General features: G+C 66.3%; 25 protein-coding genes. 17 read left to right on the forward strand and 8 right to left on the reverse strand.

What is annotated here, in order from left to right; all coding sequences use genetic code 11:
* The first annotated feature begins 59 nt into the window (after positions 1–59).
* Positions 60–437 (forward strand): hypothetical protein, encoded by a 378-nt coding sequence (locus M8312_RS08415; protein ID WP_250117270.1) that lies wholly within the window; start codon positions 60–62, stop codon positions 435–437.
* Between the two features lie 88 nt (positions 438–525).
* Positions 526–900, forward strand: a complete 375-nt coding sequence (locus M8312_RS08420; RefSeq protein ID WP_250117271.1) for a hypothetical protein — start codon at positions 526–528, stop codon at positions 898–900.
* On the opposite strand, the gene M8312_RS08425 is transcribed toward M8312_RS08420, so the two are convergent.
* The gene (locus M8312_RS08425; RefSeq protein WP_250117272.1) at positions 901–1,881 is read right to left on the reverse strand and encodes a DUF3667 domain-containing protein; all 981 of its coding nucleotides are present in this window, start codon (positions 1,879–1,881) and stop codon (positions 901–903) included.
* 58 nt (positions 1,882–1,939) lie between these two features.
* Here M8312_RS08425 and M8312_RS08430 point away from each other — a divergent pair, with 58 nt between their 5' ends.
* The 12 genes from M8312_RS08430 to M8312_RS08485 all read left to right on the forward strand — a co-directional run bounded on the left by M8312_RS08430 (position 1,940) and on the right by M8312_RS08485 (position 11,960).
* Positions 1,940–2,602, forward strand: coding sequence for a nicotinate-nucleotide adenylyltransferase (locus M8312_RS08430; RefSeq protein ID WP_250117273.1), 663 nt, complete (start codon positions 1,940–1,942; stop codon positions 2,600–2,602).
* Positions 2,583–2,963: a ribosome silencing factor gene (rsfS, locus tag M8312_RS08435; protein ID WP_250117274.1), complete on the forward strand. Its 381-nt coding sequence runs from the start codon at positions 2,583–2,585 to the stop codon at positions 2,961–2,963. Before M8312_RS08430 ends, rsfS begins: the two co-directional genes overlap by 20 nt.
* A gap of 9 nt (positions 2,964–2,972) precedes the next feature.
* Positions 2,973–3,395, forward strand: a complete 423-nt coding sequence (locus M8312_RS08440) for a 23S rRNA (pseudouridine(1915)-N(3))-methyltransferase RlmH (protein ID WP_250117275.1) — start codon at positions 2,973–2,975, stop codon at positions 3,393–3,395.
* 4 nt (positions 3,396–3,399) lie between these two features.
* Positions 3,400–4,554 carry a murein hydrolase activator EnvC family protein gene (locus tag M8312_RS08445; protein WP_250117276.1) on the forward strand — a complete coding sequence of 385 codons (1,155 nt, stop codon included), beginning with the start codon at positions 3,400–3,402 and terminating at the stop codon, positions 4,552–4,554.
* Positions 4,555–4,585: 31 nt separating this feature from the next.
* Positions 4,586–5,929 (forward strand): S41 family peptidase, encoded by a 1,344-nt coding sequence (locus tag M8312_RS08450; protein ID WP_250119743.1) that lies wholly within the window; start codon positions 4,586–4,588, stop codon positions 5,927–5,929.
* Between the two features lie 10 nt (positions 5,930–5,939).
* Entirely contained in the window at positions 5,940–6,434 is a 495-nt protein-coding gene (locus M8312_RS08455; RefSeq protein ID WP_250117277.1) for a disulfide bond formation protein B, read from the forward strand.
* Positions 6,410–6,973 (forward strand): demethoxyubiquinone hydroxylase family protein, encoded by a 564-nt coding sequence (locus tag M8312_RS08460; RefSeq protein ID WP_250117278.1) that lies wholly within the window; start codon positions 6,410–6,412, stop codon positions 6,971–6,973. Before M8312_RS08455 ends, M8312_RS08460 begins: the two co-directional genes overlap by 25 nt.
* Positions 6,974–7,009: 36 nt before the next feature.
* Positions 7,010–7,411: a hypothetical protein gene (locus tag M8312_RS08465; protein ID WP_250117279.1), complete on the forward strand. Its 402-nt coding sequence runs from the start codon at positions 7,010–7,012 to the stop codon at positions 7,409–7,411.
* A complete protein-coding gene (locus M8312_RS08470) occupies positions 7,408–8,223 on the forward strand; it encodes a COG4705 family protein (RefSeq protein ID WP_250117280.1) in 816 nt (271 codons plus the stop codon). The genes M8312_RS08465 and M8312_RS08470 overlap by 4 nt, the downstream gene beginning before the upstream one ends.
* A 71-nt stretch (positions 8,224–8,294) precedes the next feature.
* Entirely contained in the window at positions 8,295–9,098 is an 804-nt protein-coding gene (locus tag M8312_RS08475; RefSeq protein ID WP_250117281.1) for a DUF1206 domain-containing protein, read from the forward strand.
* Positions 9,099–9,162: 64 nt separating this feature from the next.
* Positions 9,163–10,407, forward strand: a complete 1,245-nt coding sequence (locus tag M8312_RS08480; protein ID WP_250117282.1) for a putative DNA modification/repair radical SAM protein — start codon at positions 9,163–9,165, stop codon at positions 10,405–10,407.
* A 113-nt stretch (positions 10,408–10,520) separates the two neighbouring features.
* Positions 10,521–11,960 carry a UdgX family uracil-DNA binding protein gene (locus M8312_RS08485; protein ID WP_250119744.1) on the forward strand — a complete coding sequence of 480 codons (1,440 nt, stop codon included), beginning with the start codon at positions 10,521–10,523 and terminating at the stop codon, positions 11,958–11,960.
* Here the strand turns inward: M8312_RS08485 and M8312_RS08490 are convergent.
* The 5 genes from M8312_RS08490 to M8312_RS08510 form a co-directional block, all read right to left on the reverse strand.
* The gene (locus M8312_RS08490; protein WP_250117283.1) at positions 11,957–14,080 is read right to left on the reverse strand and encodes a TonB-dependent receptor; all 2,124 of its coding nucleotides are present in this window, start codon (positions 14,078–14,080) and stop codon (positions 11,957–11,959) included. The genes M8312_RS08485 and M8312_RS08490 overlap by 4 nt on opposite strands.
* Positions 14,081–14,195: 115 nt before the next feature.
* Positions 14,196–15,557 (reverse strand): cytochrome P450, encoded by a 1,362-nt coding sequence (locus tag M8312_RS08495; RefSeq protein ID WP_250117284.1) that lies wholly within the window; start codon positions 15,555–15,557, stop codon positions 14,196–14,198.
* Positions 15,554–18,958, reverse strand: a complete 3,405-nt coding sequence (smc, locus tag M8312_RS08500) for a chromosome segregation protein SMC (RefSeq protein WP_250117285.1) — start codon at positions 18,956–18,958, stop codon at positions 15,554–15,556. The genes M8312_RS08495 and smc overlap by 4 nt, the downstream gene beginning before the upstream one ends.
* A gap of 31 nt (positions 18,959–18,989) precedes the next feature.
* Complete coding sequence (locus M8312_RS08505; protein ID WP_250117286.1) at positions 18,990–19,742, reverse strand: DsbA family protein; 753 nt, start codon at positions 19,740–19,742, stop codon at positions 18,990–18,992.
* A gap of 5 nt (positions 19,743–19,747) precedes the next feature.
* Positions 19,748–20,212: a DUF721 domain-containing protein gene (locus M8312_RS08510; protein ID WP_349773277.1), complete on the reverse strand. Its 465-nt coding sequence runs from the start codon at positions 20,210–20,212 to the stop codon at positions 19,748–19,750.
* A 132-nt stretch (positions 20,213–20,344) separates the two neighbouring features.
* Between M8312_RS08510 and M8312_RS08515 the strand changes: the two genes are divergently transcribed.
* The 3 genes from M8312_RS08515 (at position 20,345) to M8312_RS08525 (ending at position 23,013) form a co-directional block, all read left to right on the forward strand.
* Entirely contained in the window at positions 20,345–21,340 is a 996-nt protein-coding gene (locus M8312_RS08515) for an A/G-specific adenine glycosylase (protein ID WP_250117288.1), read from the forward strand.
* On the forward strand, positions 21,330–22,175 hold the full coding sequence (gene nudC / locus M8312_RS08520) for an NAD(+) diphosphatase (protein WP_349773278.1): 846 nt from the start codon (positions 21,330–21,332) through the stop codon (positions 22,173–22,175). The genes M8312_RS08515 and nudC overlap by 11 nt, the downstream gene beginning before the upstream one ends.
* A 70-nt stretch (positions 22,176–22,245) precedes the next feature.
* Complete coding sequence (locus tag M8312_RS08525) at positions 22,246–23,013, forward strand: c-type cytochrome (protein ID WP_250117289.1); 768 nt, start codon at positions 22,246–22,248, stop codon at positions 23,011–23,013.
* A 32-nt stretch (positions 23,014–23,045) separates the two neighbouring features.
* Here M8312_RS08525 and M8312_RS08530 read toward each other — a convergent pair whose 3' ends face one another.
* Together M8312_RS08530 and creD are read right to left on the reverse strand one after the other, a co-directional pair.
* Complete coding sequence (locus M8312_RS08530) at positions 23,046–23,927, reverse strand: LOG family protein (protein WP_250117290.1); 882 nt, start codon at positions 23,925–23,927, stop codon at positions 23,046–23,048.
* Positions 23,928–23,961: 34 nt separating this feature from the next.
* On the reverse strand, positions 23,962–25,317 hold the full coding sequence (creD, locus tag M8312_RS08535) for a cell envelope integrity protein CreD (RefSeq protein ID WP_250117291.1): 1,356 nt from the start codon (positions 25,315–25,317) through the stop codon (positions 23,962–23,964).
* Positions 25,318–25,449: the final 132 nt, after the last annotated feature.

A 25,449-nucleotide genomic window follows, 5' to 3' on the forward strand; every position in this document is an offset into this window, starting at 1 on the left:
TTCATTGCTCGTTCACTGCTTGGACCCCTTCTCCGGCGCAGCCGGAGAAGGGGTTTTGCATGCGTCGACTGACTGCCGCGACTATTCTGCTTGTCTTGGCCACCCCAGCGCTCGGCGCTGGACCTGGCACGGCGCAGAACTTCCTTGATCGCGCCAATCGGCTGAAGAGCAAAGGCCCATTGGCGCTGTTCGATGGTGACATCGGGAAGCTCAAGGCTGAAGCGATCGCCGCGGGAAAATCGATCGGCGCCGATCGCGTGGCCGCCGAAAAGGCGGGCCGCCCGAAGCAATATTGCTCACCTGAACCAAAGGCGAGCCTTGGCCAGAACGAGTTCCTGGCGGGGCTGGAGGCAATCCCTGCGGCGCAGCGCGCACGGATCAGCCTCAAGCAGGCCATGCTACTGATCATCCAGAAGAAATATCCCTGCCCTCGCTAAGCAGACGCCTGATTAAATCGGCGTAACGACTTGCGGAGTAACGGTAGGCTGACCTAAATCTTGCCGACGAACGTCGGGAGAATGACGAGTGCGTCAGAGCCTGCTCGCACTGGCACTGATCCTTGCTGGCTTGAGCGTTCCGGCGAACGCCGTGCCACGCATGAACGCTGCCGTATTCCTCGCCCACGCGGACGCGCTGAAGCGCCGCGGTCCGCTGGCGTTGTTCTCAAGCGACCTCAAGCAACTGCAAACAGAGGCGGAGGCGGCGGGAGACGAGCTCAAGGCGGAACATGACGCGAGCAAGCGCGCCGGCGGGCCGCTTGCCTACTGCACGCCCGACCGCAAGGTGCTCGGCCCACAGGAGCTGCTCGATGGGCTGCACCGGATTGGCGAAGCGGAACTGCGGCGGATGAATATCAAGCAGGCGATGCATGCCATCCTTGTGCGCAACTACCCCTGCTGATTACTCGAGGAGACCAAGCGCCGCGATAGCAACTGTCCAGAGGACCAGCACGATCGACGCCAGATTAAGTAGCAGGAACGTTCGAAACGCCGCGTCCAGCCGCCCAAGTTGATAAGCGCCGCGCATTTGGCGGTAGAGGTGCCACGGCGGGATCAGCGCCAGCCAGCCCACCGCAGAACCCGCACCGGCCAGCACCAGTAGCCCGCCGGCGATCACCAGAAACATCATGAACGACAGCGAGTAAGTGACGAACACCGTGTGGTCGTAGAGGCGGCGGCGGCGTAGCGGAAACAGCAGCCGCATGACGGGCACCGACAAGGGAATGAGCAGCCAGCTGTACTTCGATGCGGCATCCTGAACGCCCCGAGCCGCACCTCGCGGGTCCGAGGCCACCCGCTTGATCACATCGCGCAACCATGGCGGCACCTTCTTCGAGTCACCGGGGTCGCTCTGAAAGAGCGCGCCGCTTTGTACCTGCTCAAGTTCCGCGATTTCAGCCTGCGTTTCCTTGATCTTCCGATCGTAAATGGCGAGGCCCCGCCCCTGCTTGCCGGCATTTTCCCTTTGCTGCTGGAGCTTCGCTAATTCCTGGCGGTTGTTGGTCAGCGCTTGGTCGAAGCCCTTGTTGATGGTCAGATGATCGAGACTGCCGGTGAAGCCGAGCACCGCAAACATCAGGAAGACCGTGAACAGGTAAAGACCAATCGGCGAGACGAAGCGCGCGCGCTGGCCGTCGACATAGCGCCGGGTGAGTTCCCCAGGCTTCCAGGCGAGCAGCGGCAGCGTGTGCCACAGTCGGCCTTCAAAATTGACCATGCCGGCGACGAAGTCGGCCAGAAAGGCACGGATGCTGCGGTGGACCTCGCCCTTCTGTCCGCATTGCGCGCAATAAGGCCCGGTGAGCGGCGCGGCGCAATTGAGGCAGGTCGTTGGCCGCTGCTTGCCCGGCCTGCTGCCGGCGATCCTCTCGACAACGTTCATGCGCTCATCCCCCGGGCAGAGTGGCAGAGCCTGCGCCGGGCTGCTAGCCCCCGCATCCATGCGGCGCATCGGCCTTCTCGGCGGGAGCTTCAATCCTGCGCATCACGGTCATCGCCGAATGAGCCTTGCTGCCGCGGCGATCCTCGGTCTGGACGAGGTTTGGTGGCTGGTCTCACCGGGCAATCCGCTCAAGCCAAAGGCTGGAATGGCGCCTTATGAAGCGCGGTTTGCCTCAGCGCGCCGGCTCGCTCGCGCCAGCCGAATTCGCGTGAGCGATTTCGAACGGCGGGCGGGCACGCGCTATACCGTCGACACCCTGCAACTTCTTCTCCGCCGCTATTCCAGCGACCGCTTCGTCTGGCTCATGGGCGAAGATACTGTGGCGCAATTCCACCAGTGGAAGGACTGGCGGCGGTTGGCCGCGATGCTGCCGATTGCCGTGCTCTCCCGCCCGGGCTATGGTGCCGATGCCCGCGCGAACCGCGCGATGGGTTGGCTGCGGCGCTTCGTCCGGCCCAGCAGCCAGGCGAATGCGTGGACGCGTTGGAGTGCACCGGCAATCGTTTTCTTGTCGCTTCCGCCCGACAGGACATCGGCCACCGCTCTTCGCGCGCGCAAACCCGACTGGCACCACTATGAAGGCTCCGGCAACAATGGCCGGGGCTCGGACGTTGCACCAATCAAGAGCAACAGGAGATTTCTTGGCCGACGACAGCGTTAAGACGGTTCCGTCCGTCGATGAGCTTCACCGCAGCGTGCTGGAGTCCCTCGACGACGACCAGGCGGTGGACGTCGTCACCATTCCATTGGCTGGCAAGTCCAGCATCGCCGATCACATGGTGATCGCGTCCGGTCGCTCGACCCGGCAGGTCGCCTCCATGGCCAACAAGCTCGCCGACAAGCTGAAGCAACGCTATGGCCGGTTGGTCCGGATCGAAGGTCTGCCCGCAGCCGACTGGGTGCTGATCGACGCCGACGACGTGATCGTTCACCTGTTCCGGCCCGAGGTCCGCTCCTTCTATAATCTGGAGCGGATGTGGGCCTTTGGCGACGAGCAGCCACGGCAGGCCGCGGGCGCGTAAAGCCGCGCCTTGCTTCTCCACATCATTGCGCGCGGCAAGATCGGCCGTTCGCCCGAGGCGGAGCTGGTCGACCGTTATCTGAAGCGCATCAGCTGGCCGACCCGGCTAACGGAATTGCCCGATCGTGGCGGAACGATGCCGCCGGTACCGCCGAACATCGTCACCATTCTGCTTGATGAGCGCGGCGAGGCACTGCCCTCACTTTCATTCGCCCGCCAGCTTGAGCGATGGCGGGACGACGGCAAGCGGGAAGCGCGCTTCCTGATCGGGGCTGCCGACGGGCATGACGAGACCCTTCGCCGCGGCGCGGACCTGCTGCTAAGCTTTGGCGCGGCGACCTGGCCGCATCTGCTCGCACGGGCGATGCTGGCAGAGCAGCTATTCCGGGCCACCTCCATCCTTGCCAACCACCCCTACCATCGGGAAGGCTAGGCTGATGCGCTTCCTTCGGGTCATGACCCTGCTGCTGGCAACTCCCGCCGTGCTGTCGGCGGCGGATCCGCTGACCGCCGCGCGGGCCGATGCCGCGGCCGCCACTCGTGAGCAGCAGCGACTCGAAGCGCTGATCAAGGCAGCCGGCGGAACGCAGGCGCGACTCCAAGCCGAGCAGGCGGCGGCCGCGCAAGGCATCATCGCCGCCGAGGCGCAGCTTGCCGTGGCCCGCTATCAGGCCGCGGCGGCAAAGCAGCGGCTGGAGGCGACCCGCGCCCGTCTCTATGCAGAACAGCGCCCTGCTGCCCTGCTGCTGGCCGGGCTGGCGCAATACAGCCGCCGCCCGCCGCTTCTCTCGCTCGCGTCGGGCAACTCGGTCGCCGACATCGTCCACCTTCGCGCGCTGATCGACACCACTCTGCCGGTGGTTCAGGCCCGCACTGCCGGCCTTCGTACCGAACTCGACGCCAGCCGGGGCCAGGCCGCGCGGGCGGACGGTGCAAGGCTGGCGGCGGAGCGCCAGCAGCAGGAACTGGCCGCCCGTCAGCAGCGCTTCGCGGCTCTTGAAAGTCGGCTCAATCACCGCCTCGCCGAACTAGGTGGCGCGGTGCTGGGTGCCGGTGACGTTGCACTTGCGCGAGATGCCGCCGCCGACACGGCGGCCGAGCGCGCGGCGGTGCAGCAGCAGGCCCGGCGCACGGCCGCTGAACTTGCCAGGTTTGACTCTGCGCCCTCGCGACCCAGCCCGTCGGCCGGCGGCACTCCTGCCAGCAGCTTTGCCTGGCAATTACCGCTCACCGGCCCCATCGTCGGCGGCATGGGCGAGGTCAGCGCCAGTGGGGTTCGTGCGCGCGGCTTGACCATCGCCACCCCTGCCGGTGCACCGGTGGTGATGCCCGCCGCCGGTACCGTCGTCTACGCCGGTCCGTTCAGGCGCCATCTGTCGGTGCTGGTGCTGGACCACGGCGGTGGCTGGATGACCTTGCTGACGGAGGTGCGCACCACCGTGCCTCGCGGCACCCGATTGTCGGCCGGCGATCCGCTCGGCCGCAGCCTCGGCAACGTCACGGTGGAGCTCAGCCGGAATGGCCAGCCACAGCCGGCGGCCCTCATCGCCGGTTCATCTCCCTTGCTGTCAAAGGACAGACAACCCAGCTAGGAGTGGGCGAATGGCCCACAAGGATTCGCGCATGCTCGCCAAGCTTCTTCCGCCTCTCGCTCTGGTCGGCGCGCTTGCGCTGGTGCCGCTGACCACCTCGACCGTCGCGGCGGCGGATGTCGACACCTACAAGGAGCTGGAGACCTTCATGGGGGTCTTTGAGCGGGTGCGCGCCAACTATGTCGACAAGGTCGACGATCACACGCTGATCAAGGGCGCGATCGACGGAATGCTCGCCTCGCTCGACCCGCACAGCAGCTACATGGAAGGCGCGGACTTTCAGCAGCTGAAAACCACCACGGATGGCAATTACGGTGGGCTGGGCCTGTCGGTCACGATGGAGGACGACACCGTAAAGGTGATCGCCCCGACCGAAGACACGCCCGCGGCGCGTGCGGGTCTCAAGGCCGGCGACTATATCACGCATATCAATGGCGAGCTGCTCTACGGGCTGAAGCTCGACGAGGCCGTGGACAAGATGCGGGGCCCGCCCGGCAGCACGATAAAGCTGACCATTGTTCGTCCCGGGCGTGACAAGCCCTTCGACGTGACCCTGACCCGTGAGCGGATCGTGCTCCGCCCCGTCAAGTGGGAAGTCCGCGATGGCGTGGGCGTCATCAACATCAACACCTTCTCGGGCAACGTCGGCTCCGAAACCGAAGCCGCGCTCACCGCCATCGACAAGGCGACCGGCGGCAAGCCGCTCGGTTACGTTGTTGACCTGCGCTCCAATCCAGGTGGGCTGCTCGATCAGGCCATCCAGGTTTCCGACGCCTTCCTTGAACGCGGGGAGATCGTGTCCGAGCGCGGTCGCGCCAAGGACGATATCGAGCGCTTCTATGCCAAGCCGGGCGACATGGCGCACGGGCGTCCGGTCATCGTGCTGGTGGACGCCGGCTCGGCGTCGGCGGCGGAGATCGTCGCCGGTGCGCTACAGGATCAGCGCCGGGCACTGGTGATGGGTGAGCAGAGCTTCGGCAAGGGTTCGGTGCAAAGCGTCATCCAGCTTGGCCAGGACAGCGCGCTTCGGCTGACCACGGCTCGCTATTACACGCCATCCGGCCGCTCGGTGCAGGCGGGCGGGATCACGCCCGACATCGTCGTTCCCCAGCTGACTGACGAAGACTACAAGGACCGCCGCGTCGTGCGCGAGGCCGATCTTCGCCGTCACCTGATCGCTCAGGCGAACGTCGAGGACAAATTGCTCGAGCGCGACAATGCGCCCGATCCGCGGTTCAGCCTGACCAAGGCCGAACTCGAAAAGCGTGGAGTCAAGGATTTCCAGCTCTATTATGCGCTGCAGACGCTGAAGCGGCTGGGGACGGCGACCACGCAGCGGGTGGCGTCGGGCGGCGCTCCTGTGCGATCCCGCTAGGCGCCTGCGAATGGACGCGCACACCGGAAGCCTTGGCATGAGCGAGCTTCAGAAGCGCTCCCTTGATCGAGCGCTGTGGTTGGCGCTGCTGGTGCCCGCCGGGCTTCTCGCCGGCGCTTACGGCTCGCAGATCTTTGGCGGCCTGCATCCGTGCGAGATGTGCTGGTGGCAGCGCTACGGCCACTTCGCCGGGCTGACAGCGGCAACGCTGGGGCTGCTGCTTCCGTCGGCACGCCGTCCCTTGCTGCTGCTCGCCGCGCTCGGGATCGCCGCCTCGGGCGCCATCGGCGTCTACCACGCTGGCGTCGAGGCCCGCTGGTGGGAGGGCTTCACCACCTGCACCGCCACCGGCGCCCGCAGCCTGCAGGACATTCTTCGCACGCCGCTGGTCCGTTGCGACCAGGTGCAATGGGCCTTCCTGGGGCTGTCGATGGCCGCCTGGAACGCCATCATCTCCCTTTCCGCTGCCGGAGCGATCGCATGGCTGACGCTGAAGCGCCGCTGACCTCTCACCGCTGGCGCCCAGGCGACCGCAAGGTCGATCGCGCGTCCATGTTGCGGGTCGACCAGGCCGGCGAATATGGCGCGACCCGCATCTATGCCGGGCAACTGGCGGTGCTGCGCGGCTCCTCGCCAGCCGCCCACCTGGTCACGCACATGGCGGGGCAGGAAGAGCGTCATCTCGCCCGCTTTAACCAGCTGATGGCAGAGCGGCGGGTCCGACCTACCCTGCTCCAGCCGCTGTGGCATGTCGGCGGCTTCGCGCTTGGCGCGGTCACCGCTCTCATCTCCGAGGAAGCGGCGATGGCCTGTACCGACGCCGTCGAGACCGAGATAGACCGCCACTATGCCGAGCAGCTGGAACAGCTGGGTGACGATGATCCCGAACTCAGCGCCGACATCCGCGACTTCCAGGCCGACGAGGTCGCCCATCGCGAGACTGCCCGCGAAGCCGGGGCGATGAACGCGCCCGCTTACCCCCTGCTCACCTTCGCCATCCGCGGTGTCTGCCGCGCGGCGATCGAAATTTCGAAACGCATCTGACGGTCCGCCCGTTGGAGCGATGAAAGGACTAGTCTAATGCTCAAGCCGATCATCACCGCCGCTGCCCTTGCCGGCTTCGCCTTCGCACCGGCGCAGGCTCAGGACAGCAGCGACACCGGGCGCAAGATCGCCGAGATCATCGTCTACGGCAACGATCCCTGTCCGCGCTCGACCGACAGCGAGGTAGTGGTCTGCGCTCGCAAGCCCGAGACGGAGCGTTTCCGCATTCCCGAGCGGCTGCGGAATGGCGGTTCACGGCAGAGCCGCCAGGCATGGGCGAACCGGGCGCGTAGCTTCGAGGTCGCGACCCGCACCGGCGTCGCCACCTGCGACGCTATCGGCCCGGGCGGCCAGAACGGCTGCCTGCAGAAGATGATCGATCAGGCCCGGGCCGAGCGGGCGGAGCAGGACGCGGCCGACTCTCCGCCGCCGCGTTGAGCACGGCCGAGCCGTCGACTTCGGTCGGCGACGTCCTCGCCAAGGTCCCGGCGATCACGCTCGGCTTCTGGCTGGTCAAGATTCTCGCCACTACGCTCGGCGAAACCGCCGGCGACACGGTCACCATGACCTGGCTGGGCGAGACCACTCCCGACGCTGCGGCGGCCGCGGTTAGCGGCTACCTCATCGGGACGCTGATCTTCGGCATCCCATTGCTGCTGCTGGTCGCCGCGCAGATCCGCGCCCGTCGTTTCCACCCTGCGCTCTACTGGGCGGCGATTATTGCCTCAACCACCTTCGGCACCACCCTGGCCGACTTCGCCACCCGCTCGATCGGACTTGGCTATCTGGGCGGCTCGCTGCTGCTGTTCGCGCTGGTCCTCGCCAGCCTCGCCGCTTGGCGGCTGACACTCGGCCGGATCGCCGCCGACGACATCGTCAGCCGGGGGCAGGAGCTGTTTTACTGGATCACCATCACCTTCTCCCAGACGCTCGGCACCGCTCTCGGCGACTGGGTCGCAGACAGCGGCCCCGGTTACGCCGGCGGAGCGCTGATCTTCGGCGCCGCCATCGTGCTGGTAGCAGTCCTGTGGTTCGCCACCCGGCTCCCCCGCGCCATCCTTTTCTGGGCGGCCTTCATCCTCACCCGCCCGCTCGGCGCCACCATCGGCGACTGGTTCGACAAGCCGGTCGCCAAGGGCGGGCTTGAGATCAGCCGTCCCTTGGCCTCGCTGATCCTGCTGGTGCTGATCGTGGCGCTGCTCTGGCTCCTTCCCCAGCGCGCCGGCACCCACCGGGCGGAGCCGGCCTAAGCGCAGCCGTTCGGCAGGCGGAACGAAGGGGGGCGGGCTGCGGTTTGACCCGCGACAGGAGCCGACCACTGATGCCGACCGACCCCAGCGCGACCCTTACCCTGCTGACCCGCTTCGGCTTTGCCGCGCGCGGCGTCATGTATCTGGTGATCGCCTGGCTGATCATCGCCGTCGGCCGCGCCGCGGACCCCAGCGGCGCGCTCCACTACCTCTCGACCGGGCGGGCCAAGTGGCTGCTGCTGGTGATGATCGCCGGCTTCGTCGCCTACGGTGTCTGGCGGCTCAGCGATGCCCTGCTCAACATCGAAGGCCACAAGCCCGGCCGCAAAGGCTGGGGACCACGCGCCGCGGCGGGGTTCAGCGGTGCCGTCCACCTCGCCTTCGCCTGGCAGGCGATTCGCTTGCTGCGCGGCGTGCGCGGCCATGACCTCAGCGGCGCCGAGCAGGGCGCCAAGGTCGCGATGGACCTCCCCGGCGGCGCCTGGATGCTGCTGATCGGCGGCGCGGTGCTGGTCGGCGTCGGGGTCGCCCAATTCGTCAACGCCTATCGCTGCAAGTTCTGCGAGCGGCTCGGCGGCGGCGTCAGGTCCGCTCCGTGGGTCCGCTGGACCGGGCGCGGCGGCTATCTCGCCCGCGGCATCGTCTTCCTGATCAGCGGCTATTTCCTCTACCGCGCCGGGATGGACAGTCGCGCCGCCGAAGCCGGCGGGATGCAGGAGGCGCTCGCTTGGCTGACCTCGCCGTGGGACGTGATCGTCGGCGTCGGCCTCGCCCTGTTTGGCTGCTTCAGCCTGATCGAGGCGCGCTACCGGGTCATCCACGAGGTGCCGGTCGAGGAGGTCGCAGCCAAGGCCCGCCAGCACTTGCCGGTCTGACCTAAGCTGCTCAAATCACCGGAAAAGCTTGCCGGCCCCCAGATAAGAACATATACCGAACATCATGGCGCAACTCGACACCCGCGAGAAGTTGGCGATCCTTGCGGACGCCGCCAAATATGACGCAAGTTGCGCCTCGTCAGGCACCTCCAAGCGTGACAGTCGCGACGGCAAGGGACTCGGCTCCACGGAGGGGATGGGCATTTGCCACGCCTATGCGCCCGACGGTCGCTGCATCTCGCTGCTCAAGATCCTGCTGACCAACAGCTGCATTTTCGACTGCCATTATTGCATCAATCGCAAGAGCTCGAACGTCCGCCGCGCGCGCTTCACCGCGCAGGAGGTGGTCCAGCTCACCCTCGCTTTCTACAAGCGAAACTATATCGAGGGGCTGTTCCTCTCCTCGGGCATCATCAAGTCCTCCAACTACACGATGGAGCAACTGGTCGAGGTGGCCCGCTCGCTCCGCGAGGACCACGACTTTCGCGGCTACATCCACCTAAAGACTATCCCCGACGCCGACCCTGAGCTGGTGCGCCTCGCGGGGCTTCATGCCGACCGCATCTCGATCAACGTCGAGCTGCCGACCGTCTCGGGACTCGAAAAGCTCGCGCCGGAGAAGAGCGCCCCGCAGATCGAAAGCGCGATGCTCGGGATGAAGGGTGCGATCGAGGATGGCAAGGACGCGCGCAAGAAGTACAAGTCGGCACCAAACTTCGCGCCGGCAGGGCAGTCGACCCAGATGATCGTCGGCGCCGACGCGGCCACCGACGGCGACATCGTCACCAAGGCCTCGACCCTCTACGACCGCTTCTCGCTTCGCCGCGTGTACTACTCCGCCTTCTCGCCCATTCCGGACGCCAGCGCGGTGCTGCCGCTCCAGCGCCCGCCGCTGATGCGCGAGCATCGGCTTTATCAGTCGGACTGGCTGATGCGCTTCTACGGGTTCAGGCCCGCCGAGGTTGTCCAGGCGGCGGGCGACGACGGCATGCTACCGCTCGACATCGACCCCAAGCTCGCCTGGGCGCTCAAGTTCCGCGAGAATTTCCCGGTCGATGTCAACCGCGCCCCCCGCGAGCAGCTCCTGCGCATCCCCGGGCTCGGCACCAAGGCGGTCGACCGCCTCATCCGCTCGCGTCGCTTCCGCCGCTTCACCCTCGACGATGTCGCCCGGCTGACAGTCAGCATCGCCAAGATTCGCCCGTTCATTGTCACCACCGACTGGAGCCCCACCCTGCTGACCGACCGCGCCGATCTGCGCAGCCTGGTCGCGCCCAAGGTTAAGCAACTGGAATTGTTCGCCGCGTGAGCGACGCGAACGGCCGCCACGGGAACAGCGCCGACCTGTTCGACCCGCGCCACGGCGCCAGCGGTAAGGCGGGCGTGCTGTTGCCCGACGGCCCGCAGATCGATCCGCTCAAGATCACGCTTGACCATCCCGACGATTTCGACGGCTGGCGTGAGGCGGCGCGCGAGCTGATCGGGGCCGGCGTCCCGCCGATGAGCGTTGTCTGGCAGGTCGCCGGCGACGATGGCGAATTGTTCGGCAGCGAAGGCGTCCTGCCGCCGGGCGGCGGCGGTAAGCCGATGTTCTCGGTGCCCAAGTCCTTCATCGATCTCGCCAAGGCCGCCGTCTGCCACTCCGATCCGCAGCGTTTCGCGTTGCTCTATGCGCTGCTGTGGAAGCTCAAGGGCAACCGCCGGGCACTGGAGGATCGGGCCGATCCGCTGGTTGATCGGCTGGAGCAGCTCGCCAAGGAAGTCCGTCGCGATGCGCACAAGATGCACGCGTTCGTCCGCTTTCGCGAAGTGCCGGAGGAGGGCGGCACCCGTTTCGTCGCCTTCTTCGAGCCGGACCATCACATCGTCCGGCGGGAGGCTGGCTTCTTCGTGCGACGCTTTGCAAGCATGCGCTGGTCGATCCTGACGCCCGAGCTGACGATCCATTGGGACCCGGCAGTCGAGACCCTGACCGAGGGGCCCGGCGCAAACCGGGCGGACGCGCCAAAGGGCGATCCGCTGGAGGAGACCTGGCGGACCTACTACGCCAGCATCTTCAACCCAGCCCGGCTCAAGACGAAGGCCATGCTCAAGGAAATGCCCAAGAAGTATTGGCGCAACATGCCGGAGACGTCGCTCGTTGGCCCGTTGATCGCGGGCGCACGGGCACGGGAGCTGGAGATGATCGAACGGTCGGTGGCAAGCGAGGGTGCAAAGGCGGCGGCGTCCGCAGAACGAGCACTGGAACCCGGCGACAATCTGCGGGCAAGCTGGGAAGCGCTGATGGCCGAAGCCCGGTCATGTACGCGATGCGACTTGTACAAGTGCGGCACGCAGACGGTCTTCGGAGAGGGCCCGCTCGACGCTCGTATCCTGTTCGTGGGTGAGCAGCCGGGTGATCAGGAAGACCTGGCCGGTCGCCCCTTCGTAGGCCCGGCCGGGCAGCTGTTCGACGCCGCGCTTGAAAAGGCGGGCATCGATCGGACCCAGACCTACGTGACCAACGCCGTGAAGCACTTCAAGTTCGTGCTTCGGGGCAAGAAGCGCATTCACTCCAAACCCGACACGGCCGAGATCGACGCGTGCCGCTGGTGGCAGGAGCAGGAGCGTGCGCTCATCCGGCCGCCGCTTACTGTTGCGCTGGGCGCCACGGCAGCACGCTCGCTGACCGGAAAGACGCTGACCATCAGCCGCGCACGCGAGGGGCCGCTGACCCTCGCCGACGGGAGCGAATGTTGGGTGACGGTACACCCCAGCTTCCTGCTTCGTATTCCGGAAGCCGATCGCCGAGCCGAAGAACGCGCCCGGTTCGTCGAGGACCTGCAGCGGATCAAGGCACGGAGCGAGGAACTGGCCGGCTAAAACCCCGCGCGAAGCGTCAAGCGCACGTTGCGCGGTGCGCCCGGGCTGATGTTGTTGTCGTTATTCGCGGTCGGAAAGTAATCCTTATTGAGAAGATTTTCGACGTTGAGCTGCGCCTCGAAGCCGGGTGCCAGCTTGTAATAGAGCGCTCCGTCCAGTCGGGTGTAGGCCGGCAGCGCGACCAGGTTGCTGATCGACGTGTAGCTCCTGGAGCGGGAGATCAGCCCCAGCCCTGCCGCGAACGGGCGCGTGACCTGATATTTGCTCCACAGCGACAACGAATGCTTCGGCACGAGCGGTACCGTCCGTCCGGCGGGGGCGGCCGAGGTGGTGCGGCGGATCACCGAATGCTGCAGCGCATAACCGGCTGACACCTGCCAGCGCGCACTGATGCTGCGTTCCAGCCCAATCTCCAGTCCGCGCGTGCGGGTGGCGCCGGTCAGCAGTGGCGGTAGGGACGGGTCGGGATTGGCCGACTGGGTGTTGCTGCGGTCGAGCCGATAAAGCGCCAACGTCGCGAGCAGGCCGTTACCCGGTTCCCACTTGCTGCCGACCTCCAGATTGATGAAACGCTCCGGCTTCAGAGCGGCGGTGTTCTGGCTCAGCGCGCTGAACTGGTCTCCGGACTGTGGCAAGTAAGAGCGCGAGTAGCTGCCATATACTGACAGGTTGCGGCGGGGCTTGAGCACCAATCCCAGCCTTGGCGAGAGCAGATTGTCGGAGCGGCTGCGGATGGGGACGACCGGACTGATGTCGCTAACGGTCAGCTTGAAGCGATCGAAGCGAAGGCCAGCGACGATCTCGAGCCAATCCGACGGACGCAATTGAGTTTGGACATAGCCCGCTGCTACCGACGCTCGCGTGCGGTTGTCGGCGTCAGTGCCGGAGCGAACGTAAGTGACCGCGCGATCGACCGTGGGCTCAGACAGTAAGACCCGGCCCTCAGCCACAGTGGCGAACCTGCCTGTCAGCCGCTGGTTGCGGCTCTTCTGCCCCGACAGCTCGACTCCGACCAGCACGGTCTGATCCATGCCGGCCAGAGTGCCCGTCCAGATCAGGTCGGTCTGGCTGATCAGATTTCGGCGGTCATTGCGGCTGTTATAGGCTCCCAGCGCTACAGTCTGTGCTGCCGTATTAACCGCTCCGGACGCGTAGACGTTCTGGTAAAACTTGTCGTAGCGACCGATCAGCGTGCGATTTCTCAGGGTCAGCGCATCGTTGAAACGGTGCTCCACGCCGAGGGTCGCGATCCGCACGTCGGCGTCCGCATGGGAGTCGTTCGGGTCCCCGAAGAAGGTGCGGGTGAAGCCGGTCAGCGGCCGGCCTGACAGCGACGGCACACCGCGGTCAGCAGTTCGGCGGTCGTGAAAATATTCGTAGGATAGGTCGACCCTAGTGTCTTGCCCGGCCAGAATGCCGACCGTCGGGTTGATCCCGTAGCGCTTCAGGCCGGTGAAATCACGGAAGCTCCGGCCCTTCTCATAGACGGTGTTGACCCGCAGACCGAGCCCGCCCGCAAGCCGCGCGTCCACATCTCCAGTACCGCGCGTACCGCCCCAGCTGTCACGGCTCACGATGACTTGGCGATGATCGCCGAAAGAGGCGCGCTTAGTGACGCGGTTGATGATCCCCCCGCCGCCGCCGCGGCCGAAGATCATGGCATTCGGACCTTTGAGCACCTCGACACGGTCGAGATTGTAGAAGTCGCGAAAATACTGCGCATCGTCCCGCAGCCCGTCGACAAAGAAGTCCGCCGTCGTGTTGTTGCCGCGAAGCGTGAGCTGGTCGCGGTTGCTTTCGCCGCTGTTTGGACTGGCACCCGGTACGAACATCAGCAGGTCGGCCACCGAGCGCAGGGACTGATCCTCGATCTGCGCCTGGCTGACGACGGAGATAGCCTGCGGGACGTTGCGGAGCAGCGTATTCGTGCGGGTCGCTGTGCTGGTTGCACTGACGCCATATTCCTCGCGCTTGCCGGTCACCGTGACGGTGGGCTGCTCCAAGTTTTCTCTCTCGGTCAACGCAGCGACGGCAGATCCGGCCTTGTCGGCCGCGATGGCTGGACTGCCAAGAACAGGCAGGAGCGAGGCGCCAAGCAGCGCGTCACGGATAGTCAGCAAGTCAGGTCCCCTAGGGCGATATGCTTCGGTTTCGAAGGGACCGCCTAACGCTAATGAAAATCGTTCGCAACAGATCCAAATCTGTTATCGATAATCATTATCAATTGGGGGGCTACTATCGATTTCGCCGCTCAACCTTTAGCGTCAGCCCGCCGCGGGGCCGCATGGTGACCATACCGGTGACCTCCACCGGTCGGCCCAGCGAGACGAAGCGCCACCGGGCCAGCCAGTGGGCAAGCACGGTCAACGCTTCGGCAGTGGCGAATTGCGCACCCACGCAGATGCGGGGGCCAGCTCCGAATGGCAGATATTGGTAGCGCCCCGGCTTCGGCCGCTCCGGCCCGAACCGCTCCGGGTCAAACACATCCGGATGTTCCCACAACCGCTTGCTGCGGTGAATAAGCCACGGCCAGATCGAAACGATATCGCCGGGCTTCACGGCCTCGCCATTCGGCAGCACGTCGGCAGCCGCAGCCTGCCGGTCGAAGCGCGGCGCGGGCGGGTAAAGGCGCAGCGATTCCTGGAGCACCGCATGGAGCTTGGGCAGCGCCGACATAACGGGCTGACCGTCAAACGCTCCGCCATCCAGAGCGGCGCGCGCCTCGGCCGCAAGCGCGTCCTGCACCTGCTGCTGCTCGGACAGAAGGTAGAGCGTCCATGCCAGTGCATTGGCGGTGGTCTCATGACCTGCGAGGTAGAAGGTCGCCGCATTGTCGATCGCCAGTTCGCGCCCCTGTTCTGGCCCAAACTTGCCGATCAGCGCAGCGATGACGCCACCCAGAAAATCGTCGCCTGGATGATCCTGATCCAGCCGTTCGTCTACTAGGGCCGAGAGTGTCCGCCGGAGGTATTCCCTCCCTCGAGATGCGGCTCTTCCCTTGGGAGTGACTGGTACCATCGGGAGCCCAAGCAGCGCCTGAAGGCGTGGTCCCGAGATCCCGTCGAGAGCCGCCGCAATGTGCCGGAGGGCAGTCTCGCTGACCAGCCGCGGATCGGCGCTGAACAGGGTCTCGGCAATGATCAGCATGGTCGCCCGCGTGGCGTCCACTGCGATGTTGCGAATCTCTCCATCCTGCCAGCCGGTCATCGCGGATTCGGACGCGGCTCCGAAGAACGGCCGTACCTTCTCCACCGAGCCGGGCGAGAAGCTTGCGGCGACGATCTTGCGCTGTTCACGCCAAAGGCTGCCGTCCGCGGTCAGAAGGCCCATTCCGATCACCGGGCCGAGCAGCACCTTGGCCAACGACGGCTTCACGTAATTGGCCTGATTGGTCAGCAAAACATGCTCGACCAGCGGCGGATCCATCAGCACATGGACACGCAGCTTGAGGATCTCACGCTGGTAATAAGGCCGCTCGAACATCGCCTCTGACCAGCCGTAGACCGCGGTCCTCGCGCGCTCGCCGAGAAACCCCCGCCAGGTCGCAACGGGCCCGCGCCCGCGCGGCGGGTGAGTTGGGACGAACGGAGCGTTCATTCCGCTGCCAGCAGCGTCTCCGCGCTGCCCAGATCGACCGACACCAGCCGACTGACGCCCTTCTCGACCATGGTCACTCCGTAAAGACGGTGCATTCGGCTCATCGTTACCGCATTGTGCGTGACAATCAGATAACGCGTTTCGGTCTCTTGCGTCATCCGCACCAGCAGGTCGCAGAAGCGCTCGACATTGGCGTCGTCCAGCGGCGCATCGACTTCGTCCAGCACGCAGATCGGCGCCGGGTTGGTCAGGAACAAGGCGAAGATCAGGGCCACCGCCGTCAGCGCCTGCTCGCCGCCCGACAACAGCGTCAGGGCGGTCAGTTTCTTGCCTGGCGGCTGAGCCATGATTTCCAGACCTGCTTCCAGCGGATCGTCGCTGTCGATCAGCTCAAGATGGGCCTGCCCGCCGTCAAAGAGGGTCGTGAAAAGGCTTCGGAAATGACGGTCGACCTGTTCGTAGGCGGCAAGCAGCCGCACGCGACCTTCGCGATTGAGGCTGCCAATCGAACCGCGCAGGCGGTTGATCGCCTCCTGCAGCTCATCGCGCTCGGCCGCGCCCTGGGTGCGCGCCTGGTCGAGCTCGGCCAGTTCCTGCTCCGCAACAAGGTTGACCGGCCCAAGCCTCTCGCGCTCCGCGGTCAGGCGTTCGAGCATGTTCGATTCTTCCGTCGCGTCGGTAAGTGCACCGGCATCGAAGCCGAGCTTGGCCGGCAGCAACGGTGGCGGGCATTCGAACTTCTCGCCGCAGACCCGGCCGTATTCGATCCGGCGGGCGACTTGTGCTTCCGCCCTGGCGTCGGCCCCGGCGCGGCGCTCGCGCGCGCCGGCCATCGCCTCGTTGGCCTGCGCGAACGCTTGGCCGAGTGCTGACAGCGCCTGCTCCGCTTCCCGCTCAGCCACCAGCGCCGCGGAAACCCGGCCCTCACTTTCCCGGCTCTGCTGTTCCAGCAGCGCGATCCCCTGAGCGAGGACATCTGGTTCAGGGAGTAGCGCCGCATATTCGTCGGCCAGCGCCAACGCACGCGCAGCGGCGTCCGCAATCCGCAAAGCAGCAGCTTCGCCGCGCTCTGCCCAAGCGCGCTGTTCACGCGCGGCGGCCGCTTGCCGCTCCCGGTCCGCTGCCGCCGTTTGGGCAAGGGTCGCTTGTTCCGCACGGCGGTCCGCCACGGCGGATCCGTCCGCCGCCGCCAGCGCTCGCGAAGCCACGATCTCGCCGGCGAGCAGCCCTGCGTCTGGCAGCGCGGCCAGAGCCTCGCTGGCCTGAGCAACCGCGGCCAGTGCCGCTGCCCGGACCGGTTCGGTTTCGCTGATCCTCTCCTCCAGCATCTCCCGCTGGCTGGCGAGCCGCTCAAGGGCGGCGAGCGCGACGTCCTCGGCTCGGCTCGCCTCACGCGCCTGCCGCTCGGCAATGCTGATGGCCGTGCGCGCCTGGTCTGCGGCGACACGGCTGCTCGCGAGTGCGTCCAGAAGGCTCCTCCGCCGATCCTCGGCTGCAGCGAGGGCCTCACGCATGGGCGCCAGCTGATTGGCGAGCTCGGCCAAGCGGTTTTGCCGCACCAGCCGCTCCGCCGCGGCGGCGCCCGAGCCGCTGGCGACGAACCCGTCCCACCGCCGTAGATGTCCCGCGCGGGTGACTAGCCGCTGGCCCACCGCCAGCGAGCGCCCATCATCCTCATCGACCACGGCTACCTGCCGCAGCCGCCGCTGCAGCTCGGGCGGGGCGGCAACATGATTGGCCAGGCATTCGCTTGCGGGGGGCAGCGCCGGATCGTCGTCGCCGATGGCGGCGCCTGCCCAACCGCGACTGCCCTGGCTGCCGAGCGGCGCGTCAAGGTCGTCGCCAAGTGCTGCCGCAAGCGCCCGCTCGTAGCCGCTGCCCGCCCGCACCGCCGCGAGCACGCCTGTTCCGCCGCCACTCGAAAGCGCGCGTGTCAGGGCCTGCTGCTCGGCTTCGGCAGCGGCCAACGCCGCCCGGGCCGCCGCGACCTCTGCCTCAGCGACGTCGCGCTGCTCGGCAGCGTGCGCCCGCTGCTGCTCGGCGACGGCAAGAGCCGATTCGCTTTCCGCCTGTGCGGCAATCGCTGTGCGGCGCTGCTCCTGCGCTTCGTTCCGCCTCACCTGTTCGCTGGCGCCATCACCCAACGCCTGGAGTTGAGCCGCAAGCCGGCGCCCCTCCTCCTCGATCCGGGCGGAATGAGACCGGGCGGCGTTGAGCGCAGCCTCGGCGACGCTCCGCTCCGCCCTCATCGCTGCCTCCCGCGCCAGCAAGCCGGCGAGCTGGGCTTCCGAGGCCCGCGCCTTCCCCTCCGCCTCGGCCAAGGCGCGCGCGATGCGCACCGCCTCCGCCTCACCGTTTGCCAGCCGGTCGGCAATTGCCTTTTGCTCGTCGGCAAGTGCCCGGCCAGCCACGTCGGCGTCGTCCTGCAGGGCCTGCTCGCGCGCCTGCTCAACCGCGAGCTGGGCCTGCAGACGTTCCAGTTCGGCCAGGCGGCGCTTCGCCGTGTCGATCCGAGCCCGCGCGGTCGCCAGCTGGTGCGCCAGCGCCTGCGCCGCTTCGCGCACCTCCGCCGCCGACGCGCGTCGCCGGGCGACCTCCGCCGCGCCGGCCGCCTGCGCCTCCTGAGCGCGGGTCAGCGCCGCGGAGAGCGTCTGCACTTCCTCCTGCGCTGCCTTTGCTTCCGCCGCGGCCACAGTCGCGGCCCGGTCGGCTTCGGCCCAGCGCTGGTAGATTAGGCGACCTTCGGCGAGGCGGATGCGATCGGTAAGCTGGCGATAGCGCTCGGCCACTCGCGCTTGGCGCTTGAGCGCGGCGATCCTCGTCTCTTGGTCTGAAAGCAGCTCATCCAGCCGCTGCAGGTTGGTCTCGGTCGCCCTGAGCTTCTGCTCGGCATCCTTGCGGCGTGCGTGGAGCCCGGCAATGCCGGCCGCCTCTTCCAGCATCTGCCGCCGCTCGGTCGGCTTGGCGGCGATGATCGCGCCGATGCGTCCCTGGCTGACCAGCGCTGGAGAGTGCGCACCAGTGGCGGCGTCGGCGAACAGCAGCGAGACGTCCTTTTGCCGAACGTCGCGTCCGTCCAGTCGATAGGCTGATCCCGCCCCGCGCTCGATCCGCCGGGTCACCTCGCGCTCGGGCCCATCCGAACCTTCAAGCAGCAAGGAAACCTCTGCGAAGTCCCGCGCCGGACGGCTGGCGGTTCCGGCGAAGATGACATCCTCCATGCCGCCGCCGCGCAGGGACTTGGGGCTGCCCTCTCCCATTACCCAGCGCATCGCCTCGAGCAGGTTCGACTTGCCGCAGCCGTTCGGGCCGACGATTCCCGTCAGCCCCGGCTCGATGCGCAGCTCGGCCGGTTCCACGAAGCTCTTGAAGCCGCTGAGTTTCAGCCGGCGAAACCGCAATTCCTCACCCCCCCCGGGTGCTGGCTGTGCCTTATGCCAGCGCGTCCCTGATCCTCTGCTCCAGCGTTTCCCACACCTTGTCCTCGGCCACGCCCGGCATGTCGACGACCTTGTTGTTGATGAGGAAGGTCGGCGTGCCCTGGATCTGGTAATTGGAAACGGCGTCGCTATTCATCTGCACCAGTTTCTCAGTCTCCGCCTGGTTCGCCAGGCACTGCGCCGTCTTGGCGGAAGGCAGGCCACGCTGCGCGACGAATGCCGGCAGTCCGGCATAAGTCGCATAGCGCTGGAACTGCTGCGACGGAGGCAGGTTGGCGAGCTGCTGAAGCTCCGCGGGCGGCGCCGCCTGAACCCGCTCGAACAGCGCCTTCTGCTCCTTGAACAGAGCGTCCGTCATCGTGAAGAACTGGGGACCTGCTCCATTGCAGCGGGCGATCAGCGCCATCGTGATGTCCAGCGGATCGCGCACGAAGTTGCGGAATTCGAACGCGACCTGACCTGTTTTCACATAATTGGAAATGAGCTTGGGTGCACCATTCTCGGCAAAGTGGGCGCAGTGGGGACAGGTCATGGACGAGAACTCGACCACCTTCACCTTGGCATTAGGATTGCCCATCAGCATGCCGCCGTCAGCCGTTTTGGTGACCATCTGAGTCCAGTCGCCGCCATTCGGCGCCGCCACCGGAGTGATTGGCGTATTGTCGGCCTTGGCGCTGTCGTTACCCTTGCCGCCGTTGCAGCCGGCGAGCAGCGCGACGGCCGCGAGCAGAGCGATCTTCTTCATGTCGGTCAGCTTACCTTCGGGATGTTGGTGAAGATAGAAAGCGGATTTGGCCGCTCGGTTACGGACGGCTGGTCAGTCGGGTCGAGCCGGCCCGCGAGCGATTCCAGCACCGCCTTCAACTCGGGATCGACGATCTCCCGCAGGCCCGGGCCAAGCTCACGCGGCGAATGAGCCGGAGCGGCGGCCCGCCGCGGCTCGGCCTTGGGCAAACGGCCCTGGCGAAACTGCACCCGGGCGACGGCGGGATGACCGAAGAAGCGATTGACGCGCTCCACGATGGTCGGCGCGAGGTGCTGCATCACTGGCGCGTGACTGCCCTCAACCACCAAGGTAAGCGTGCCGCCATCCTTGCGCCCGCTCGGGAAGCGAATCGATTCCGGAGCCGACACCTTGGCGTAGCGCTCGCCGACGATCTCGGGCCAGCGGCTGACCACCGCACCCTGGACGAAGCCGAAACGCTTGAATGCCATGCCTCCGATCGCCGCCACCATCTCACCCGCGGCGCGCGCACGATTTTGCCGCGGCGCTTCGGCGGACCTGGGCAATCTGGGCTTGGGAGACGGGGGCTTCGCCATTGCTCCGGCTCATGCCATAGGGCCCCGATGCACGCAAAGGCGGCGGACCGACTTCTCCACCATTATTCGAACCATGCGCGGGTGCTGCCCTGGCGCGCGCCGCCCGGACAGGCGCGGCAGGAGCCCTATAAGGTCTGGCTGAGCGAGGTCATGCTGCAGCAGACCACGGTCGCCACGGTCACGCCGCGCTTTCTTCGCTTTCTCGAACGTTGGCCAACCGTCGATGCGCTCGCCGCTGCATCGGACGAAGAGATCCTGGCCGAGTGGGCCGGCCTTGGTTACTATGCTCGTGCTCGAAACCTGATCTCTTGCGCCCGCGTGATTGCAGAACGCGGCGGATTTCCGGGTAGCGAGGCCGAACTGCGCCAACTGCCGGGCCTTGGCGCCTACACCGCCGCCGCCGTGGCCGCGATCGCCTTCGGAGCTGACGCAGTGCCGATCGACACCAATGTCGAGCGGGTCGTCGCAAGGGTGTTCGGCCTGACCGACCGTGCCGAGGTCACCGAAGCTGCCCGGACCTGGTGGCCAGCGGGTCGCGCCGGCGACTTCGCTCAGGCCTGCATGGACCTGGGCGCCTCCATCTGCCGGCCAAGACAACCCCTGTGCCAATCGTGCCCTCTGAAAGATGATTGCCGCGCCGCCAAGTTAGGGACAGCCCATGCCTTCCCGGCCCGCAAGCTGAAAAAGGCACGGCCGCATCGCTTCGGCCTCGCGTGGTGGATCAGGCAGGGCGATCATGTGTGGCTGACTCGCCGCCCCGCCCAAGGCCTGCTCGGCGGAATGGCCGCGCTGCCCGGTCCCGAGTGGGGCGACGAGCGGCCGTCCGCGAACCCGCTGGCAATCCACCGCCACGGATTTACCCATTTCACATTGGACCTCATGCTCGTGCCGCGCACCGAGCCAACCGAGGAAGGCTGGTGGCAAGCGCTCAAGGGGCTAGCCGACGCCGGCCTTCCGACCCTTTATCGCCGCGCGATCGAATGCGCGCTTGCAGCCGAACGGGAGCCACGACTTGCTGCCTGAACCCTTTTTCGCTGGCTCGGGCCTGGATCGGGCCGACGCGCTTCGTGGCCAACCCGACGAGCTCGCGCGCCTCAAGTCGGATCCGGCCGCACTGGAGCTCGTCTGGGCCGACGGACTCCCCGCCATCGACCCTCAGGGACGCCTCCAGTGGCAGCCCCTCGCCAGCCCCGACCTCTTCCTTGGACTGGCCGACGGCGCCCCGCGCTACTCTCCGGCGCCGTTCTTCGAAGGTGACCTTCGCGCCCGCTTCAACGCGCTCGCCCACCTCGCTGCCGACGAAGCCCCGCTCTTCGCCGCTGCTCTGTCTCTCGCAAGCTGGCACCGCCGCCACCGTTTCTGCGCCAATTGCGGAAGCTTCAGCGACAGCGTTCGTGGCGGCTGGTCGCGTCAATGCCCGTCTTGCAAGGCTGAACATTATCCCCGCGTCGATCCGGTCGTGATCATGCTTGCCGAGCATGACGATCGCCTGCTTCTCGGCCGTCAGCCACAATATCCGCCCAACCGATACTCGGCGCTGGCCGGTTTTCTCGAGGTGGGTGAGACGATCGAGGCGGCGGTCGCCCGTGAACTGTTCGAGGAAGCGGGCATCACCGTGACCGACGTGCGCTACCTGTCCAGTCAGCCATGGCCTTTCCCCTCCTCGCTGATGATCGGGTGCATCGCGCGCGCCATCGATGACCAAATCACGGTCGACACGACCGAGCTGGAGGATGCCCGCTGGTTCAGCCGGGCTGAAGTGGCGGCGGCCTTGAGTGGCGACGAGACAGCAACTTTCATCCCGCCACCACACTTCGCGATTGCCCGGTCGCTGCTGGACCACTGGCTGTCGGCTTGAACGATGACGACGTGCTCACTAAAGGAGCGCCAATCTTTCTCACTCCCCTCTTTTCGGACACGACATCTCCATGAAGGACACCAATAACACCGTCGCTGGCTGGGTCCTCGGCGCTGGTATCGTCGCCTTGGGCGGCTCGCTGCTGGCCGGAGAGTATTTCAACTCCGAGCGTCCCGAGAAGATGGGATATCCGATCGAGGGAGTGGTCAGCACGGAAGCAGGCGCCGAAGCCGAGCAGCCGATCGAATTCTACCTTGCCAAGGCCGATCCGGCCAAGGGCGCCGAAGTGTTCAAGAAGTGCCAGGCCTGCCACACAATCGAGCAGGGTCAGCCCAATGGCCTTGGCCCGAACCTCTACCATGTCGTGGGTGAGCCGATCGGTTCCGGCCGTGGCTTCGCCTGGTCGCCCGCGCTCAGCGGCAAGGGAGGCAATTGGGATTGGGGTCAGCTGAACCAGTGGCTGACCAGCCCGAAGAAGTATGCCCCGGGCACCAAGATGACATTCGCTGGTCTTTCGAACCCCGAAGAGCGCGCCAACGTCATCGCCTTCCTCAACAGCAAGAGCCCGGCTCCGCTGCCCATGCCTGCCGCTCCGGCGGCCGGAGCGGCAGGTGCCAAGGCCGGCGGGCCCGGCGCGGTTGCCTCGACCCCCGGCGCTGCCGGCGACAAGGCGGCCTCCGAAGCCGCTTCCGCCGGTGCTCAGAAGGCCGAAGATGAGCCGGTGCTCAATGAGCAGCAGGCCGCCAAGGCTGGACAGGGTGGCATCGGCGGCGAGGGCGCGTCCAAGCTGACCGGCCCGAAGTCCAACCAGCCGGCCAGCCCCACGACCGGCAAGTAATCAGCTAAGCGCGAATAGCGACGCGGCGGAGCTTACTCCGCCGCTTCCCGCCGCTCGACCTCCGCATAATGGTCGCACACGGCGGCCCAGCCTTCCTCGGCCGTCTCGCACCAGGTGAAGAGGTCAAGGTCGCGAGCGCTGATCACGCCTTCCTCGACCAGCGCTTCGAAGTTGACCACCCGGTTCCAGAACTCGCGACCGTATAGCAGGATCGGCAGCGGCCGAACCTTGCCGGTTTGGATCAGTGTGAGCAGCTCGAACATCTCGTCGAAAGTGCCGAACCCGCCCGGGAACACGGCCACCGCCCGTGCACGCAAGAGGAAGTGCATCTTGCGAAGGGCGAAATAGTGGAATTGGAAGCTGAGGTGCGGTGTGACGTAGGGGTTCGGCAGCTGCTCGTGCGGAAGTACGATGTTGAGCCCGATAGACTCCTTGCCCTCGTCCGCAGCACCACGGTTCGCGGCTTCCATGAAGCTTGGCCCGCCACCGGAGCAGACCACGAACTGGCGCTTGCCTTCCTCGTCGGGCTCCGTGCGGCTGACCAATCGCGCGAGCTCCCGCGCGACTTCATAGTAGCGCGACTTGGCCTTGAGTCGCTCGGCCACCATCCGCTGTTCGTCCGTTCGAGCTGCCGCGAGGATCGCATCCGCCTTGGCCGGCTCCGGCACGCGAGCGGAACCGTAGAAGACGAAGGTCGAGCCGATCCTCTGTTCTTCAAGCAGCAGTTCGGGCTTCAACAGCTCGAGCTGGAAGCGGACCGGGCGGAGATCCGGCCGAAGCAGGAAGTCCTTGTCCTGAAAGGCCAGCTTGTAGGCGCCGTCCTCGGTCTGCGGTGACGACGGGATGTGCCTGGCGGCCTCGGCGTCGACCTTGGCGTCGGGGAAGATACGCTTGGGGGGTACGGGATCGGTCATAGGCGGCGCGGCCTATTCCCGTTTGCCCCCGAGGTCAAAGCGGGGGCCCAACGTCTGTCGCTCCTCCACGCTGCTGCCCGGTCCAGTCGAGCCGCCGGGTGACATACATGGTCCCCGCGAGCGCAGTGAATAGGAGCAGCGCGCCGATCAGCAAGGCGAACGCTTCAAGACTGAGCAGCACATAGAGCACCGCATAGAGCGCCACCAGAATCCCGCCGATCACCAGGCCGCGCCGCCAGCTTCCCAGCACAGCCGCCGAATAGGCGCTGTTGAGGGCCGCGATGGCGCCGGCAGCCAGGACATAGGCTGCGGCAAAACCGATCACCTCGGCGAAGGCCAGCAGCAGGACGAAGAACAGCACCAATGCTGCTCCCGCGAGCAGATACTCGATCGCCGCGACCCTCACGCCGCCGATGATGTCGAACAGCAGAAAGGCCAGGAAAGTGAAGCCGATGAAAAGGAAGCCATATTTGCTGGCGCGGTCTACCTGACTGTAGAGATCGACGGGCTGAATGAGGTCGATGACGGCGCGGGCAGCCTCATCAGACCCCTGCTTGGCTGCCTCGCTGCCCTCCACGAACAACAACGACCGGCCGAGCGCCAGGTTGCCGATGCGATAGCTGGCGGCGAAACCATCCTTGTTGACCGTGCGCTGCTCCGGCAGGAAGCCGCCAGTGAAGCTCGGGTTGGACCAGGGAGAGTTGACCTTCCAGGCGGTGTCCCCCGCCCGGGGAGCCAGCGCGAATGATTCGTTGCCGCGAAGCGCGAAGCGGAAATCGACGGAAAATCGTCGCGGGTTGAGCTGCGTCAGATCGATCGGCGCGTAGAAGCCGGTGTTCACCAGGCTGGTCCCACCGCCCGGACCAAGTTGCAGCGGGCGCCCTGCCACCCGAACGTCTGGATTGGCCGTCAGCCCGCGCGGGTCGCTCACCCCAAAGCGCAGTTCCGCACGATCGAGTTCGAGTGCCCCCGCCGGAACCCCGAGCCGCGCAAGGTCGCTGGGCAGCGCAAACGTCGCGCGCCCCTGAGTTTCCGCGCGATAGACCACCACTTCATAGATCGAACGGGCCCGCCGTTCCGGCGAGATTCGAGTGGCTGCGTCCACACCGGCCGGCGCGAGCACTAGGCGTCGCTCGGTCGTGACCGGCCCGGTGATCGCTCGCCCGTCGGCATCAGTGGCGCCAGGCGAGGTGACCTTGAAGGGAATAGAGAGTTCCGGACCGGCAATCACCTGCGGCCCACCCCACCCCTGCGATATGCTGCTGCGCGCTTCGGTTGACTGGGACCGCCGATCGCTAATCAGCAGCCAGGTGATGAAGATGCCGACCGAAAGGAGCGCCGCGACGCCAAGTGCGCGCAGGAGTTTGGCCGTCGGGCTCGGCTGATCCATCCACCTTCTCCTGCCGCTTAAACTCGCTTCGTCTACAGAATTGCACGTTTCGTCGTCAACTTATAACCTTTCGACCGCTTGGGTGTCGCTTCACCCCCTGCTAATCGCAGCACCCTAACGACCAATGCAGTA

The sequence above is a fragment of the Sphingomonas sp. KRR8 genome, from assembly GCF_023559245.1.
In the GTDB taxonomy this organism is placed as follows: domain Bacteria; phylum Pseudomonadota; class Alphaproteobacteria; order Sphingomonadales; family Sphingomonadaceae; genus Sphingomicrobium.